This is a genomic window from Burkholderia sp. AU28863 (assembly GCF_002223195.1).
GTDB classification, from domain to species: Bacteria; Pseudomonadota; Gammaproteobacteria; order Burkholderiales; family Burkholderiaceae; genus Burkholderia; species Burkholderia sola.
The window spans coordinates 382,757-398,094 of record NZ_NKFE01000008.1 but is presented as its reverse complement, the minus strand read 5'-3'; the positions used below and the strand labels follow the sequence as shown (position 1 = coordinate 398,094).

The window sequence follows — 15,338 nt, the reverse complement described above, 5'->3', positions numbered from 1 at the left end:
GCCGCTGCGAATCCTATTGCGCCGACACCACCGAATACCCGGACGAGCAACTGGCTCCACCGAGCCCTATTCGTCAGGATCAGCGGCTCTCGCGCAAGGGTCGATGCCCCGCATTGCGCCGGTCAGGCGCGATCAAGCACGCTCTTCAGCAAATCGGCGCCTTCCTTTCCTTTGGCCGCATCGGTCCAGAGACGGTCGATCATCTTGCGGTACATGGTCACCGCGTCAGGCGCCGTCGTGATGGTCGCGATACCGGTGCGGATATTTGGCAACTCGCCGAGACGGAACGGCGAGGTCGCGACATACGTCTCCTCTTGGTCCGCGAAGATCTGGAAGGTTTCGCTCGGCATGTTGTCGCTGACAATGCCGATATGAATGCCGTCGACATCGCGATCGAGCATCTCGACGATACGCATGACTTCACGGCGCGCGGCCAGTTTCCGTTCGAGCTGCACGCCCGGAGGCAGACCGAGGCGGCCCACCATCCCGTGATGCAGGAACTGTTCGATCTGACGCAAGCCGATCAGACTCGTCACATGGGGACGTGCCTGGCTGAATGCTGCCTTGCGTTCGGCGAGGATGGCTGTGACGCGGGCCAGCAACTGTTGCCACGACACGTCGTTCAGCGATGCCGGAATGCTTTCATGGAGCATCTGCGTGAGCCAGCCGTCGTATTCGTCGGAAGTCAGCAGGAACGAGAAAGGGTCGAAATGGGCGACGATGCGCGCCGAGCGGCTTTCCAGTTGACGCATCCGTTCGAAGTAGCTGACCGCCGAGTCGTGATATTCCACTTCCACGCCCAGCAGATTGGCAAGCGATACGCCGAACAGCGCCGCGAGGCGCTCGAGTGTGTCGACCTTGACGATCTCGCCGCGTTCGAGCTTGTACACGGCGGCGCGCGAGATGTTCAGCCGATCGGCGACATCTTCGCTGCGCAGCTCGGCCGCCATCCGGTAAGCACGTAGACGTTCGCCGATGCTTTGATAATCGAAGCGTGCCCCGTGCGGGCGTTTTTTCCGTGTGCTGGAGGATGTCACTCTGAAGGCCTCTGACGTTTGCGCAAGGAAATGCGGGGCGGCCACGCGGCCCCGGCGTCCCGGCTATAGACAATGAATTATTTTGTCTATTTTTTTGGATCGTGTATTTTAGCTCGAAAGGCATCGCGTGAGGAAGCGCGACGCAGATTTCACGGCATCACGGCATGCAGTGCGTCCTTGGCAATGGGGGTTACGCACGGCCGATCTGTCTAAATAAATAGACAGATCGGCCGTGCGGGGCTGCACCTCGATGCCGTCGGACACGTCGGCCGCGCAGACGACGAAATGCCGTCGGCTGCGCGACCGCTCCAGCGACACGGGTTATGACACCAGCCATCAACGGCCGGAAAAGGACAAAGTGATGAATTTCAAACGCAAGCATTGGGCGGCGCTGACCGCTGCCGGCCTCACCGTCAATATGCCGGTGTCCCATGCGCAATCGAACGTGACGCTGTACGGTATGGCGGACGTGTTCGTGGGCTCCGTGAAAAACCCCGGTGGCCGGGCAGCCGTGGTCAATCAGGGCGGCGGGATGTCGACCTCGTTCTGGGGCCTGAGCGGCAAGGAGGATCTGGGCGGCGGCAATTCGGCGTTCTTCGTGCTGGAGAGCTATTTTCAGCCGCAAAACGGCGCTTACGGCCGCTATACGGGCGACAGTTTCTTTTCCCGTAACGCATTCGTCGGCTTGTCGACGAAGTTCGGCCAGTTGCGCGCCGGCCGCATTACAACGCCGCTGTATCTCGCGACGATCCAGTTCAACCCGTTGTTCAACTCATACACGTTCTCGCCGATGATTTTCCAGACTTTCAAAGGTCTGGGCACCGAAGGCGTGGTCGGCGACTCCGCATGGAACAACGCGGTGAGCTACACGAGCCCGACGTTGGGCGGCTTCAATGCGGGCGTGCTCTACGCGCTCGGCAATACGGCGGGCGAGAACGGCGCGAAGAAATGGAGCGTCAACGCCAACTTCGTGCGTGGCGCGTTCGCCGCCGCGGCGGTTTACCAGTACGTGAATTTCAACGCGACACCCGGCGATCTAGGCAAGACGCTCACCGGCGTGCCGGGACTCTACAGCCAGAGCACGGCTCAACTGAACGTTTCGTACGACTTCGGGTTCGTCAAGCTCTACGCGCAATACATGAACGTCGAAAACCGCTCACGGACCGGCAATTTCCACGGCAATACCGGGCAGGCCGGCGTGAGCGTGCCGATCGGCGTCGGTGCGTTACTGGCCAGCTACGCCTACACCCGATCGAGCGGCGGCGCCACGGACGGCCAGCATCGCAGCACCGGCGCACTCGGTTACGACTATCCGCTTTCGAAGCGCACCGACCTGTACACCGCGATCAAGCTCGATCATTTCGACAACGAGTCGACCGGCGTGACTTATGGCGCCGGCATGCGCACCCGTTTCTGATGCCATCGCACATTCGTCGCTCAATCAATGCTTGCATTCTCTGATTTGCACTAGTAGTCTAAATATTTAGACAAGGAGAAATAAAATGAATCTTTCGATCGCCAACGCATGGCTCGCTCAGGACATGGTCGGTTTTTCGGACATCCACCGCTTTGCGGAACGTTGCAGGGACGCTTCGTCGTCCGGCGGGCATGAAGCGGCTGCACTGGTTCTGCTCGCGCAGGCCGCGGCGACGTTCGCCGAGCGTCAGGAGGGTATCGCCGTCGATCAGGCGACGGTGCGGACGTTTCTGGTGAATTTACGCGCCGATGTGCAGCGTTTGAGCGACGCGAGCGGAGAATCCGACGCGGCGCTCCTGGCCGCGCTGAACCACTTCGCCGCAGGCATTTCGCAAGTCCTCGTCGTGTGACGGTGTGGAGCCCACCGAATGGCGCAGCCACTGCAAGCGTCCCGTCGGCGGTGGCCGATCAAGCTGCGCCCGTCCCCGCCGTCGATAAAAAACGACAATGAACGGCACGCAGAAACCGAATCGCCTGTCGCGTCGTAGAAAGCCAACCACTCACGCATACGGATAATCATGGAAGCAAATCTTCAATCGTCGGCGGCCATCCAGGCGCCGCAGTCGCCGGAACGGGTGTCGCGTTACGCGTGGAAAGTGCTGGCCGGCTCGGCAATCGGCTACGCGATGGACGGCTTCGACCTGCTGATTCTCGGCTTCATGCTGCCGGCCATTTCGGCGGGGCTTCATCTCGGCGGCCAGCAGGCCGGCGCATTGGTGACGTGGACGCTGATCGGCGCGGTGGCGGGCGGTGTGATCTTCGGTGCGTTGAGCGACCGCTTCGGCCGCATTCGCGTGCTGACCTGGACGATTCTGCTGTTCGCGATCTTCACGGGCTTATGCGCGTTCGCCCAGGGTTTCTGGGACCTGCTCGCGTACCGCACGATTGCGGGCATTGGGCTGGGCGGCGAATTCGGCATCGGCATGGCGCTCGCCGCCGAAGCATGGCCCGCGAGCAAACGGGCGCGGGTGTCGTCCTACGTGGCGATGGGCTGGCAAAGCGGCGTGCTGCTCGCGGCGCTGCTGACGCCGCTTCTGCTTCAGCACATCGGCTGGCGCGGCATATTCGCGGTCGGCGTGCTGCCGGCGCTGGTAGCCTGGATCTTGCGCAACAAGCTGCATGAACCCGAAGTGTTCGTGAAGGGCAGCAAGCCGGCGCGCACGACCCAGCGCTTTCGTCTGCTGGTGGCCGACAGCCGCACCGCGCGCACGAGTCTCGGCATCATCATCCTGTGTTCGGTGCAGAACTTCGGCTACTACGGAATCATGATCTGGATGCCTACATTCCTGTCGAAGCAGATGGGCTTCTCGCTGACGAAGTCGGGGCTGTGGACGGCGGTGACGGTGATCGGAATGATGAGCGGCGTGTGGCTGTTCGGGCAATTGGCCGACCGGATCGGCCGCAAGCGGACCTTCCTGTTGTATCAGTTCGGCGCCGTGGTCATGGTGATCGCGTATTCGCGCCTGACCGATGCGGTCACGATGTTGTGGGCCGGCGCGCTGATGGGCATGTTCGTCAATGGCATGGTGGGAGGCTACGGCACGCTGATGTCCGAAGCCTATCCGACCCGTGTGCGCGCCACCGCGCAAAACGTCCTGTGGAACGTGGGCCGCGCGATCGGTGGACTCGGGCCGTTGGTGGTCGGCGCGCTTGCGGCGCAGTACTCGTTTCAGATCGCGATTGCCCTGCTTGCCGCGCTATACGTGCTCGACATGGTGGCGACGCTCGTGCTGATTCCCGAATTGAAAGGCGTGCCGCTCGAGTAAATCGTCCGGCGCAGTAGAAATGGGCGACCGTTTTCGCGGCCGTTATGCCAACAACCAACGGGAGGACGTCATGCGTGACGATCCGTGTTCCTGCGGCGCTTCATGGGCCGCGAGCGTGAGCTCGCACGATTGTGAAATCGTCGAGCATCGCGCAGTCAACAGCCGCTACCGCTATCTGCGTGTACGGGCGCAAGCACCGCTCGCCAACACGACGCAAGCCGGCCAGTTCTATCAGTTGACGTGTCCGGTGACAGCGCAGCATCAGCCGTTCCTGTTGCGGCCCATGAGCGTCTACGGCATGGGACCTGGCGCGGGAGAAATCGAATTTCTCTACAACGTAACGGGCGTCGGCACGCGCGCGCTTGCGCAGTCCGTGAACGGCGCGCGCATCTCGATCGTCGGCCCGCTTGGACAGCCGTTCCATCTTCCGCCCGCGGCGCGCCGGCTGTTGCTGGTGGCGCGTGGCGTGGGTCTCGCGACAATGGCGCCACTGGTGCGACGCGCGGCACACGCCGGCATCGCCCTGACCATTGTGATGTCGGCGCGCAAACCGGGCGACTTGATGCGCGAGGCGTTTCTACGCGGTGCAGACGCCGAGGTCCATTGCGTATTCGACAGCGACGGCTCGTCGGACCCGCAACGAATGGAGCCGCTGCTGCGTGCGTTGCTTGCGCGTGAACGGCTGGATGCGGTCTACACCTGCGGCTCGCAGCGTGTGCTGGCGTTGCTGCAGCGCCTGCTTGTCGAGCATCCGCGAATTCACGGCGAAGTGGCCCTGGAGCAGCGCATGGCGTGCGGCATGGGCGTGTGCCTGTCTTGCGTGCGGATGTTCGATGACGGCGAAACGCGCAGCTTTCAGCGCGTCTGTCGCGAAGGTCCGGTATTTGCCATTCGCGACGTCGTGGCGGAGGTGGATTTTGCCTGATCTCTCAGTCAATCTCGGCGCGCTGCGTCTGCGCAATCCCGTGATGCCCGCATCGGGCTGCTTCGCGATCGAGTACGGCGAGGCGCTCGATCTCGAGCAACTCGGCGCGCTGGTCGTCAAAAGCGTGTCGCCGGTGAGCCGTCCCGGCAACCCGACGCCGCGTGTGGCGGAAACCGTTCACGGCATGCTCAACTCGATCGGTATCCCGAGCCGCGGAATCGACCACTACCGCGATCACGTGCTGCCCGCATATACCCGCTACGGCACGCCCGTGGTGGTGTCGGTGTCGGCGGATACGGCCGACAGTTTCGCACAAGCCTGTGAAGCACTCTCGCTGCCCGAGGTGGCCGCGATCGAGGCCAACATCTCGTGCCCCAACCTCGAGGCGGACGGCATGGCCTTCGGCATGGACGCGCAGACCACATGGCAGGTCGTCGACGCGGTCAGGCGGCGCACACGTCATCCGCTGTGGGTCAAGCTCACGCCGAACGCGGGCAACATCGCGCGGATCGCGCGCGCGGCCGAAGAGGCCGGCGCCGACGCAGTCGTCATGGGCAATACCGTGCTGGGCATGTCGATCGACGTGCGCACGCGCAAGCCCTCGCTCGGCAACGTGATGGGCGGACTGTCGGGACCGTCGATCAAGCCAGTCGCGCTGCGGCTGGTGCACCAGTGCTATCGCGCGATTTCGATTCCCGTGATCGGCTGCGGCGGCATCCAGAATGCCGACGATGCCGTCGAGTTCATGCTCGCGGGCGCGAGCGCGGTGCAGGTCGGTACGGCGTCGTTCCGCGATCCTGGTGTGATGCAGACAATCATCGACGGACTCGCGGCGTATTGCGTCGAGCAGCGTGTCGACGCCATCGCGGAGTTGACCGGCCGCGTCGAACTCGACGCGCAGTTGAACGAACGCTGGGCGCGATTCTGCGCGACGGCCCATGCACGGGCTCCTGCAAGCGGAGCCGAGCCGAAGCTCAAAAGCGAGCACGACCATCATCACGGCCGCAATGTGGTCGGCATGCCATGAATGCAAATACTGAAGTCCTGAACAGCCTGCGCGAACCGGCGTATTCGCCGGAAGTGACGCCTGCGCCGCCGGCTCCACCGATCCCGCTTGAAGAACTGACGCCGCTCGCGATGCAGTGGTTCGACGAAACCCGTGCGTTGTCGTTCGACGGTGTCGGCATCACGCGTGAGAGCTATGGCGAAAGCGAATCGGCCGCCGCCCGCCTGCTCACGCAGTACGCCGAGCAGGAGGGCTTGCATGTCACCGCCGATCACGCGGCCAATCTGATCTTCAGCCTGCCCGACAGCGACGACCGTACACCCGCCATCTGGGTCGGCTCGCATCTCGACTCCGTGCCGCACGGCGGCAATTACGACGGCCTGGCCGGCATCGTCGCCGGTCTGCTCTGCCTGGTCGATCAGCGGCGCAATGGACGTCCTTCGCGGCATCAGTTGAAAGTGATTGCCTTGCGCGGTGAAGAGAGCGCCTGGTTCGGCAAGGCGTATATCGGATCCAGCGCCCTATTCGGCAAACTGCAGCCCGACGATCTGCTGATGAAGCATCGCAGCACCGGGCGCACGCTGGCCGAATGCATGGCGTCGGCGGGCGTCGACGTGGACGCCGTGAGAGCCCGGAAGCCTTGCTTCGACCTGCGTGGCGCGCATGCGTATCTGGAGTTGCATATCGAGCAGGGTCCGGTCATGGTGGCGCGCGATCTGCCGGTAGCGGTGGTGTCGGGCATTCGCGGCAATATCCGCCACAACTCGATTAGCTGCATCGGCGAAGCGGGTCATTCCGGCGCCGTGCCGCGTGGTTTGCGACATGATGCGATTTTCGCGGTGGCCGAGCTGATCACGCGGCTCGACGATCACTGGCGCTCGCTGCTGGAGCGCGATATCGACCTGGTGGTGACAACCGGCATGGTGTCGACCGATCAGGAGGAGCATTCGATCTCGCGGATTCCCGGCCAGGTGCATTTCAGTTTCGAGGCGCGCAGCGAAAGCACCGACACGCTCAACGTCTTCCACGAGCTGCTGATGGCCGAGTGCAACTCGATTGCGCGCGAACGCGGCGTGAGATTCGAATTCGACCGCCGCTTGACGAGCGCGCCCGCGCGCATGGACCCACGCCTGCGCGAGGCGCTGACGCAAGCGTGCAACCGCCTCGCTATTCCCGTCGCGACCCTGGCGAGCGGCGCGGGCCACGACGCCGCGCTGTTCGCGAACGCCGGCGTGCCGAGCGGCATGCTGTTCGTGCGCAATGCGCACGGCTCGCACAACCCTCACGAAGCGATGGACATCGCCGACTTCATGAAGGGCGTGGGCGTGCTCGCGGAAACGATCCGGTGTCTTTGAATGCGCGCTATTGCGCCGGCGCGGTATGACAGCGGATAAACGCGAACACTTCGTCCAGCTCGGAGACGATACGCGTGCCGTCCGGCACGCCTTCAAACGCGCTTGCGGGACCGATGCACATCAACGGCTTGGCGAAGCGCGTGGCGAGGCGTATCTCGTCGAGCGTGCCCTTGCTGCCCGGCAATGCGATCACCACGTCGCTCGTCAGCACGTTCACGTAATTGCGACTGAGCGCGGAATCCGGCGCGCCGGCTTCCTTGCGCGGCAGCGGCGTGAGAATCGGCAGATCGACAAACGGGTTCGGATAGCCGGCGATCGGAATGAAGCCGAATAGCGGATGCGTCTCGCTCGGCACGATGCCGATCGAGCGCCCTGCGCGCTCGCGCACGGTGGCGAATGCCCGCGCAGTGGACAGCATCACGCCCCGTCCCGCGCCGGTCAGCAGGTCGAAGCCATGACAGGCGATCCATGTGCCGAGCGGTTCCGCCAGTTCCGGCCATTCGCTGCTGCCAGAGCCCATCACGCCAATAATTGCCATCTTCCCCCTCCTGTTTCGCAGACAAACCCAGAAGTCGTTAGCATGCCCGCTCGTCTTTTTAATTATACACAGAGATGTCGCCATGACCGCCCGGGCCACTAAATCCGCGCGAAAATTGCCAATTTTTGCGCTTGCATTTCTTCTTGAGTTTGTTTAGTCTAAAAAAATAGATTTCAAATCGACTGAAGGCGATGGCCGTCGTCTTCGGCATAGAAACGTTCCGGGTTTAAACGCCCGCTATTACCTGAGAGAGATGAGAACCATGCTTGACCACGCAACCAACGAATTGCTCACGCGCGTCGGACCCAATACACCGTGCGGCGATTTGCTGCGGCGCTACTGGCATCCGGTGGGATATTCGTCGGAACTGGCCGAGCCCGGCCAGACGAAGCAGGTGCGGGTTCTCGGCGAGGATCTCGTGCTGGCGCGCACCGAAGGTGGCGACGTGCTGCTGGTGCAGGAGCGTTGTCCGCATCGCGGTGCCTCGTTGCTGTACGGCTTCGTCGAGGGTGAAAAGATTCGTTGCGCCTATCACGGCTGGCTCTACAACGCGGCGGGAGAATGCGTCGAGCGTCCGTTCGAATCGGCGAAAGCCAGCCGCGTCTGCAAGAAGATGATCGACAGCTACGCGACTCACGAATGCGGCGGCCTGATCTTCGCTTACATGGGACCGGCCGAGCACAAGCCCGCGTTTCCGAACTGGGACATTCTGGTGAGAAATGATGGCGTCCGTCACTTCGAAGTGCAGGACGACCTGGCCTGCAATTGGTTCCAAGTGCAGGAAAATGCCGTCGACGTCACGCATACGTTCTACACGCACTCGAAGTATTTCGAACATCTCGGCATGACCGACCGTTCCGGTTTCGGCAAGCCGTTCAAACGCTTCGGCTTCCAGCGTTTCGACTGGGGCATCGTGAAGAGTTGGGAGTACGCGTCGGCGGGACGTGGCTGGGGCAACCTGATGGTGTTCCCGAACATGCTGCGCATCATGACCGAAATGCATTGGCGCGTGCCGGTCGACGACACGACCACGCGCATCGTCTGGGTCTCGTTTAAGCCTTCCGCCGACGGCGCCGCCGTGACCGCCAGCGAAGCGCCGAAAATCGTACAGCAACCGAAGCGCACCGACGTCGCCGGCCGTTACCTGATGGACACGTTCATGAGTCAGGACGCCATGGCGGTCGAAACACAGGGCCCGATCCTGGACCGCTCGCGCGAGAATCTCGGCGCCTCCGATCGCGGCATCGTGATGTTCCGGCAGATGCTGCAGGAGCAGATCGAAGCCGTGGCGCGCGGCGAGCGGCCGGTAGCGAACGTCTACGGCGCCGCGCCTGAAGTGACCGATCTGCGTCAGTGGATGGGCGGCTATCTGCCGATGAGTTGCGAACCCGATCCCACGTTCCGGCAAAGCCGCGAATTCTCCGACATTTTCGACGACTCGCACATCGAGTACGAAATTCCGGCGACGTCACCCGCGATGCGTGGTTGAGCGACGCTCCCGGCCATTCATCCACACGAATCACGCGAGGCAAAACGCTTGAGCACGAGAAACAGGATTGCGCCGGCGCTGCTGGTGTTGGGGCTGGCGGCCATCGTGCTGCTGGGTTGGCGGGGGCTGCTGTCAGCGCAGGATACCCGGATCGTCGCCATCGTCTTTACGTGCATCGTATTGTGGGCGACGTCGATGATCGGCGGTCTGCTGGTGTCGCTGCTGTTCTTCTTTCTTGCCGCGACGCTGACCTCGGTACCGACCCAGGAGATTTTCTCCGGCTTTGCGTCGAGCGCATTCTGGCTGGTGTTCAGCGGTTCCGCGATCGGCTTCGCGCTGAAGGAAAGCGGTTTGAGCGAGCGCATCGGCATGGCGCTCGCGCGGCGCATCGGCGGCTCGTATCTGAAAGCCCTGCTCGCCTTCGCGGTGCTGAGCTTTCTGCTGTCGCTGGTGATGCCCTCCACGTTCGGCCGCATCGCGATCCTGATTCCGATCGCCATCGGCTATTGCGACGTGGTGCGCCTGGGCGAATCCGCCAAAGGACGACGCGGCATTCTGCTGCTCGTGATCGTCGGCTCGTATGAACTGGCCGCGGCGGTGCTGCCGGCAAATCTGCCGAACGTGATCATGGCGGGGATTCTCGAACAGACGCACGGTATGCATCTGCGTTTCTCGGAATATCTGCTGTACTTCTTTCCGGCCGGCGTGCTTGTGCGCGGCGCGATTCTCGTGTGTGTGTCGCACTGGCTGTTCGCGGACAAAGTCGACGAAGTGGCGATACCGGCGGCGAGCGCGCGCATGAGCGCGCGCGAACTGCATGCCATCGTGCTGCTCATGATCACGCTGCTATTCTGGTTCACCGATTCGATTCACCACATTGCGCCGGGCTGGGTCGGACTCGGCTTCACGCTCGCGTACTTCCTGACCTCGCCCGCGGAGCAACTCACGCGCTTCACCGCCACGGTCAAGATGGATCTGCTGTGGTTTATCGCCGCGATCATCGGCTTGACCGCGCTCGTCAATCATCTCGGCGTACGCATTCCGGACGATCTCGCGCTGGCCTCGTTGCGCGAGAGCCCGTTCGGCGCGTATCTGGTCCTGAGCGCGATGTCGATCGTACTGTGCTTCGCGGTGACCTCCAACGCCGAGCCCGCGCTGTTCGTGCCGGTCGTCTCGCGGATGCTCGCGCAGGCAGCGCATCTTAAGGTGGGACTGCTGTCGCAGGTGATGGGCTACGGCACCACGTTTCTCCCGTATCAGTCGCCGCCGATTGTGTTCGGCAACGAACTGGCGCGGCTCGACCGGCGCGCGGCCATCCAGTATTGCCTGGTGACGGCCGTGCTCGGCGTGCTGTTGGTGATCCCGATCAATGCGTTGTGGTGGCGGCTCATCGGGCTGCTGTAACCGCAGTCATGCAATACCTGCGAACTCATTCGATACTCAATCATGGAACACGATCTGATCGCCGTGCGCGTGGCCGCGCGCGAGCGTGCCGCTTCCGATGTGATCTCGCTTCGGCTGGTGAGTGACGACGCCGACGTGCCGCTTCCTTCGTTCGCGGCGGGCGCCCATATCGACCTGCATCTGCGCGATGGGCTGACCCGCAAGTATTCGCTGTGCAATGCACCCGCCGAGCGCGGCTTCTATGAAATCGCCGTGAAACTCGAAGCCGCCTCGCGCGGCGGCTCGGCGCACGTGCATGACGCGCTCCGGGTCGGCGACGTGCTGCGCGTCGGCGTGCCGCTCAACTATTTTTCGTTGGCCGACGACGACAGTCCGAGCGTGCTGCTGGCCGCCGGCATCGGCATTACCCCATTGCTGGCGATGATGCACGATCTGACGCGCGCGAAGCGGCCGTTTGCGTTGCATTACTTTATTCGCTCGATGGACAGCGCTGCTTACGTGGAGACCGTGCAACGGCAATTCGCCAGTGTGTCGAATCTCCACGTCGGCCTGACGCCTTCGGCGACGACCGCGAAAATCGGCGAGATCGTCGCCGAGATGGACGTGCGCTCGCATCTCTACTTTTGCGGTCCGGCCCCGTTCATGGACGCGGTGAACGCAATCGCGGCTTCGCGCCTGCCTGCTGCCCACGTTCACTACGAACATTTCTCCGCGCCGGTTTGCACGGACGCGGCCGAAGGGGGAGAGCGGGAATTCATCATCGAGCTGGCGCGCTCGAAGCGCGTGCTTTCCATCCCAGCCGACCAATCCATCACCGATGTGCTCTATGAACACGGGATCGAGGTCGAGACTTCGTGCGAGGCAGGTATTTGCGGCGCGTGCCGTACCGCGGTTCTCGGCGGTACGCCCGATCACAGGGACGCGTTTTTGAGTCCGGCGGACAAGGCGCGCAACGATTGCGTGATGCCGTGCGTGTCGCGCTGCCGAGGTGAGCGTCTGGTGCTCGATATCTGAGCTTGCCTCCCAATCATGTTGCGTTCTTGCAAAAAACCTACCTCATCCCCGACCCTGGCTCACAAAACTGTCCCGTTTGAAACTGGAAAATGCCGGCATTGAGGCCGGCCCGATTGCCGTCCTGGCCTTAATTGGAAAATTCCGGCTCTTCGGGGCAGGCCGAACCGGCCCGATAGGAGCACTGGCGGGCGAATTCCGCCGGTGTCATCCACTGCAGCGCAGAGTGAGGGCGCCTCGTCATAGTGCTCGCACCAGACTTCGATTTTGCGTCCGGCGTCCTCGAGCGACACGAACCCATGGGCGCTGAGGCATTCCTTTCGAAAGCGTCCGTTGCACGATTCATTTTTCGCATTGACGGTCGGCTTGCGTGGACGCGAGAAGTCGATTTCCACGCCATTCTCGTACGCCCATTGGTTGAGCGCCCTCGCAATGAATTCGCCGCCATCCTCTGACGTGCCGCAAGAATCCGTGCAATGACTGTTCAGTTTCCGCACACATCAACGCAAACCCCCACCGACCCACGCGGCCCCGACGGATGGGAAGAAACCCGGATAGCCCCGCTTCTCCACCCCCGCCTACCCTCGCGCGCATGCCGGTCGACGCCCAGGCAACGATCCGGCCGATCCGAATTCCCCAGGAGCGCACATGGATAGCACCCACCCCGTACTGTTCGACACCGACATCTGGCGCGGCAAGATCTTCACCGGCCGCTGGCGCGCAAGCCCGCACGCGGCCGACGTGATCGAGCCGGCGACCGGCAACACGCTCGGCCGCATCGGTCTCGCCGACGGCGCAGCCATCGCCGAAGCATCGGCCGTCGCACACCGCACCCAACCCGGATGGTTCGCCCTGCCCTACGACGCGCGCGCGGCGGTCCTGCGCCGCGCGGCGACCGTCGCCGAAACGCACTTCGATTCGATCGTCGACTGGCTCGTGCGCGAAAGCGGCTCGACGCGCGCGAAGGCGGCGTTCGAAACGTCCGTCACGATCAAGGCGCTGCACGAAGCTGCCGGGCTGCCGTCGCGCGCGGCCGGCGAAGTGCTGCCATCGGCGGCCGGCCGGTTGTCGCTCGCGCGCCGCCGCCCGCGCGGCGTGGTCGGCGTGATCTCGCCGTTCAATTTCCCGCTGTACCTCGCGATACGCGCGGTCGCGCCGGCGCTCGCGCTCGGCAACGCGGTCGTGCTGAAGCCCGATCCGCGCACCGCCGTGTGCGGCGGCGTCGCGATCGCCCGCGTGTTCGAGCTCGCCGGCTTGCCCGAGGGCGTGCTGCACGTGCTGCCCGGCGACGGCGCGGCCGGCGCGGCGCTGGTCGCCGATCCGCACGTCGCGATGATCCAGTTCACCGGCTCCACCGCGGCCGGGCGCAAGGTCGGCGAAGCGGCGGGCCGCCACCTGAAGAAGGTATCGCTCGAACTCGGCGGCAAGAACTCGCTGATCGTGCTCGACGATGCCGATCTCGACCGCGCGGTCGCGAACACCGCGTGGGGCGCGTATCTGCACCAAGGCCAGATCTGCATGGCGACCGGCCGCGTGCTCGTGCAGCGCGCGATTCACGACCGCTTCGTCGCGAAGCTCGTCGAGAAGGCGAGAAGCCTGCACGTCGGCGACCCGGCCACCGGCGACGTCGGCCTCGGCCCGCTGATCAACGCCGCGCAACGCGACCATGCGGCGAGCGTGGTCGACGCGGCCCGCCGCGCGGGCGCACGGGTCGAAACGGGCGGCAATCATCGCGGGCTGTTCTTCGAGCCGACCGTGCTGAGCGGCGTCGCGCCGGGCAATCCGGCATTCGACGAGGAGATTTTCGGGCCGGTGGCGATCGTCGTGCCGTTCGATACCGACGAAGACGCGATCGCACTCGCGAACCTGACCGAATACGGGCTGTCGATGGCGATCCTGTCCGCCGACGTCGGCCGCGCGCTGAGGATCGGCGAGCGGTTGAACACAGGGTTGCTGCACATCAACGACCAGACGGTCAACGATGAAGTGATCAATCCGTTCGGCGGCGTCGGCGCATCGGGCAATGGCACGAGTATCGGCGGTGCGGCAAACTGGGAGGAATTCACGCAGTGGCAGTGGCTGACGATCAAGGGCGAAGCGCCGCTGTATCCGATTTGACGAGGAGACCGACCATGTACACCGACAACGATACACGCGCCGTCACCGCGGCCGTCGCACGCGCCGCCGGCGCACCCTTCTCGATCGAAGCGGCCCGCATCCGCGCGCCGCGCGGCGACGAGGTACTGGTGCGCGTCGTCGCGACCGGCTTGTGCCATACCGACCTGATCGTGCGCGACCAGTACTATCCGGTGCCGCTGCCGGCCGTGCTCGGTCACGAAGGCGCCGGCGTGATCGAGGCGGTCGGCCCGAACGTGAAGACGCTCGCCGCCGGCGATCACGTCGTGCTGACCTACGGCGCGTGCGGCCATTGCGCGTCCTGCGTCGGCGGTCACGGCGCGTATTGCCGGCAGTTCTTCGCGCTGAATTTCGGCGGCGCCGACACCGACGGGCAGACGGCCATCCGCGACGAAGCCGGACAACCGCTGCACGATCATTTCTTCGCGCAGTCGTCGTTCGCGAGCTACGCGCTTGCGCGCGAGAACAACGCGATCCGGGTGCCGAAGGAAGCGCCGCTCGAACTGCTCGGCCCGCTCGGCTGCGGGATCCAGACCGGCGCGGGCGCGGTAATCCACTCGCTGGCGGTGCGCCCGGGCAGCAGCTTCGCGAGCTTCGGTGCGGGGGCGGTCGGCATGAGCGCCGTGATGGCCGCGCGCATCGCGGGCGCGACGACGATCATCGCGGTCGACATCGTGCCGTCGCGGCTCGCGCTGGCGCTGGAGCTCGGCGCGACGCACGCGATCAACAGCCGGGAAGTCGACGTGGTCGACGCGATCCGCGAGATCACCGGCGGCGGCGTCGACTACGCGCTCGAATCGACCGGGCTGCCGGCCGTGCTGTCGCAAGGGATCGACGCGCTCGGCTCGCGCGGCACGATGGGCGTGGTCGGCGCGCCGAAGCTCGGTACGAAAGCCGAATTCGACGTGAACAGCCTGCTGCTCGGCGGCCATACGATCCGCGGCATCGTCGAAGGCGACAGCGTGCCGCAGACGTTCATTCCGCAGCTCGTGCAGCTATATCTGCAAGGGCGGTTTCCGTTCGACCGGCTGGTGAAGTTCTATCCGCTCGACCAGATCAACCAGGCGGCGGAAGACAGCAGCAAGGGGATCACGCTCAAGCCGATCCTGCGGTTGCCGCACTGAGCGCGCGCGGGCGCCGTGCGGGCCGCCGACGCCTCGCGGCGGCACGCGACGACGCCCTCGGGGGAGGAAAA

Annotated in this window: 13 protein-coding genes and 1 pseudogene; 11 read left to right on the top strand and 3 right to left on the bottom strand. The window is 64.1% G+C overall.

The genetic code is table 11. The features are described 5' to 3' along the window. Positions 1–122 precede the first annotated feature (122 nt). Entirely contained in the window at positions 123–1,037 is a 915-nt protein-coding gene (locus tag CFB81_RS31580; protein WP_069616963.1) for a helix-turn-helix domain-containing protein, read from the bottom strand. Between the two features lie 361 nt (positions 1,038–1,398). On the opposite strand from CFB81_RS31580, the gene CFB81_RS31575 reads away from it, so the two are divergent. From CFB81_RS31575 to CFB81_RS31550, 6 genes are all read left to right on the top strand, one after another. After that, positions 1,399–2,454, top strand: coding sequence for a porin (locus tag CFB81_RS31575; protein WP_089438151.1), 1,056 nt, complete (start codon positions 1,399–1,401; stop codon positions 2,452–2,454). 85 nt (positions 2,455–2,539) lie between these two features. After that, positions 2,540–2,863, top strand: coding sequence for a hypothetical protein (locus tag CFB81_RS31570; protein WP_069616964.1), 324 nt, complete (start codon positions 2,540–2,542; stop codon positions 2,861–2,863). Between the two features lie 168 nt (positions 2,864–3,031). Beyond that, a complete protein-coding gene (locus CFB81_RS31565; RefSeq protein WP_089437762.1) occupies positions 3,032–4,279 on the top strand; it encodes an MFS transporter in 1,248 nt (415 codons plus the stop codon). 70 nt (positions 4,280–4,349) lie between these two features. Next, entirely contained in the window at positions 4,350–5,204 is an 855-nt protein-coding gene (locus CFB81_RS31560; RefSeq protein WP_089438150.1) for a dihydroorotate dehydrogenase electron transfer subunit, read from the top strand. Further along, a complete protein-coding gene (locus tag CFB81_RS31555) occupies positions 5,197–6,231 on the top strand; it encodes a dihydroorotate dehydrogenase (RefSeq protein WP_089437761.1) in 1,035 nt (344 codons plus the stop codon). Before CFB81_RS31560 ends, CFB81_RS31555 begins: the two co-directional genes overlap by 8 nt. A 110-nt stretch (positions 6,232–6,341) precedes the next feature. Continuing rightward, positions 6,342–7,565 (top strand): hydantoinase/carbamoylase family amidase, encoded by a 1,224-nt coding sequence (locus CFB81_RS31550; protein ID WP_249190651.1) that lies wholly within the window; start codon positions 6,342–6,344, stop codon positions 7,563–7,565. Between the two features lie 7 nt (positions 7,566–7,572). Here the strand turns inward: CFB81_RS31550 and CFB81_RS31545 are convergent, their stop codons facing one another. Next, positions 7,573–8,103: a DNA-binding protein gene (locus CFB81_RS31545; protein ID WP_069616967.1), complete on the bottom strand. Its 531-nt coding sequence runs from the start codon at positions 8,101–8,103 to the stop codon at positions 7,573–7,575. Between the two features lie 262 nt (positions 8,104–8,365). Between CFB81_RS31545 and CFB81_RS31540 the strand changes: the two genes are divergently transcribed. From CFB81_RS31540 to CFB81_RS31530, 3 genes are read left to right on the top strand one after another with little or no spacing between them, the layout of a single operon-like run. Next, entirely contained in the window at positions 8,366–9,592 is a 1,227-nt protein-coding gene (locus CFB81_RS31540) for an aromatic ring-hydroxylating dioxygenase subunit alpha (protein WP_069616968.1), read from the top strand. Between the two features lie 48 nt (positions 9,593–9,640). After that, the gene (locus tag CFB81_RS31535; RefSeq protein ID WP_089437760.1) at positions 9,641–10,996 is read left to right on the top strand and encodes an SLC13 family permease; all 1,356 of its coding nucleotides are present in this window, start codon (positions 9,641–9,643) and stop codon (positions 10,994–10,996) included. A gap of 42 nt (positions 10,997–11,038) precedes the next feature. Next, a complete protein-coding gene (locus CFB81_RS31530) occupies positions 11,039–12,010 on the top strand; it encodes a PDR/VanB family oxidoreductase (protein WP_256976396.1) in 972 nt (323 codons plus the stop codon). Positions 12,011–12,137: 127 nt separating this feature from the next. Here CFB81_RS31530 and CFB81_RS31525 read toward each other — a convergent pair. Next, a pseudogene (locus CFB81_RS31525) lies at positions 12,138–12,462 on the bottom strand (integrase core domain-containing protein); the annotation flags it as partial. Positions 12,463–12,655: 193 nt separating this feature from the next. Here CFB81_RS31525 and CFB81_RS31520 point away from each other — a divergent pair. Together CFB81_RS31520 and CFB81_RS31515 are read left to right on the top strand one after the other, a co-directional pair. Continuing rightward, positions 12,656–14,125 carry a benzaldehyde dehydrogenase gene (locus tag CFB81_RS31520; protein ID WP_089437758.1) on the top strand — a complete coding sequence of 490 codons (1,470 nt, stop codon included), beginning with the start codon at positions 12,656–12,658 and terminating at the stop codon, positions 14,123–14,125. A gap of 14 nt (positions 14,126–14,139) precedes the next feature. After that, entirely contained in the window at positions 14,140–15,267 is a 1,128-nt protein-coding gene (locus tag CFB81_RS31515; RefSeq protein ID WP_089437757.1) for an NAD(P)-dependent alcohol dehydrogenase, read from the top strand. Positions 15,268–15,338 lie beyond the last annotated feature (71 nt).

Excerpts from the sequence above, each read along its gene's own strand:
- CFB81_RS31530 (WP_256976396.1), top strand. The coding sequence starts at position 11,039 with ATGGAACACGATCTGATCGCCGTGCGCGTGGCCGCGCGCGAGCGTGCC.
- CFB81_RS31565 (WP_089437762.1), top strand. The coding sequence starts at position 3,032 with ATGGAAGCAAATCTTCAATCGTCGGCGGCCATCCAGGCGCCGCAGTCG.
- CFB81_RS31550 (WP_249190651.1), top strand. The coding sequence starts at position 6,342 with ATGCAGTGGTTCGACGAAACCCGTGCGTTGTCGTTCGACGGTGTCGGC.
- CFB81_RS31545 (WP_069616967.1), bottom strand. The coding sequence starts at position 8,103 with ATGGCAATTATTGGCGTGATGGGCTCTGGCAGCAGCGAATGGCCGGAA.
- CFB81_RS31560 (WP_089438150.1), top strand. The coding sequence starts at position 4,350 with ATGCGTGACGATCCGTGTTCCTGCGGCGCTTCATGGGCCGCGAGCGTG.
- CFB81_RS31515 (WP_089437757.1), top strand. The coding sequence starts at position 14,140 with ATGTACACCGACAACGATACACGCGCCGTCACCGCGGCCGTCGCACGC.
- CFB81_RS31540 (WP_069616968.1), top strand. The coding sequence starts at position 8,366 with ATGCTTGACCACGCAACCAACGAATTGCTCACGCGCGTCGGACCCAAT.
- CFB81_RS31520 (WP_089437758.1), top strand. The coding sequence starts at position 12,656 with ATGGATAGCACCCACCCCGTACTGTTCGACACCGACATCTGGCGCGGC.
- CFB81_RS31575 (WP_089438151.1), top strand. The coding sequence starts at position 1,399 with ATGAATTTCAAACGCAAGCATTGGGCGGCGCTGACCGCTGCCGGCCTC.
- CFB81_RS31570 (WP_069616964.1), top strand. The coding sequence starts at position 2,540 with ATGAATCTTTCGATCGCCAACGCATGGCTCGCTCAGGACATGGTCGGT.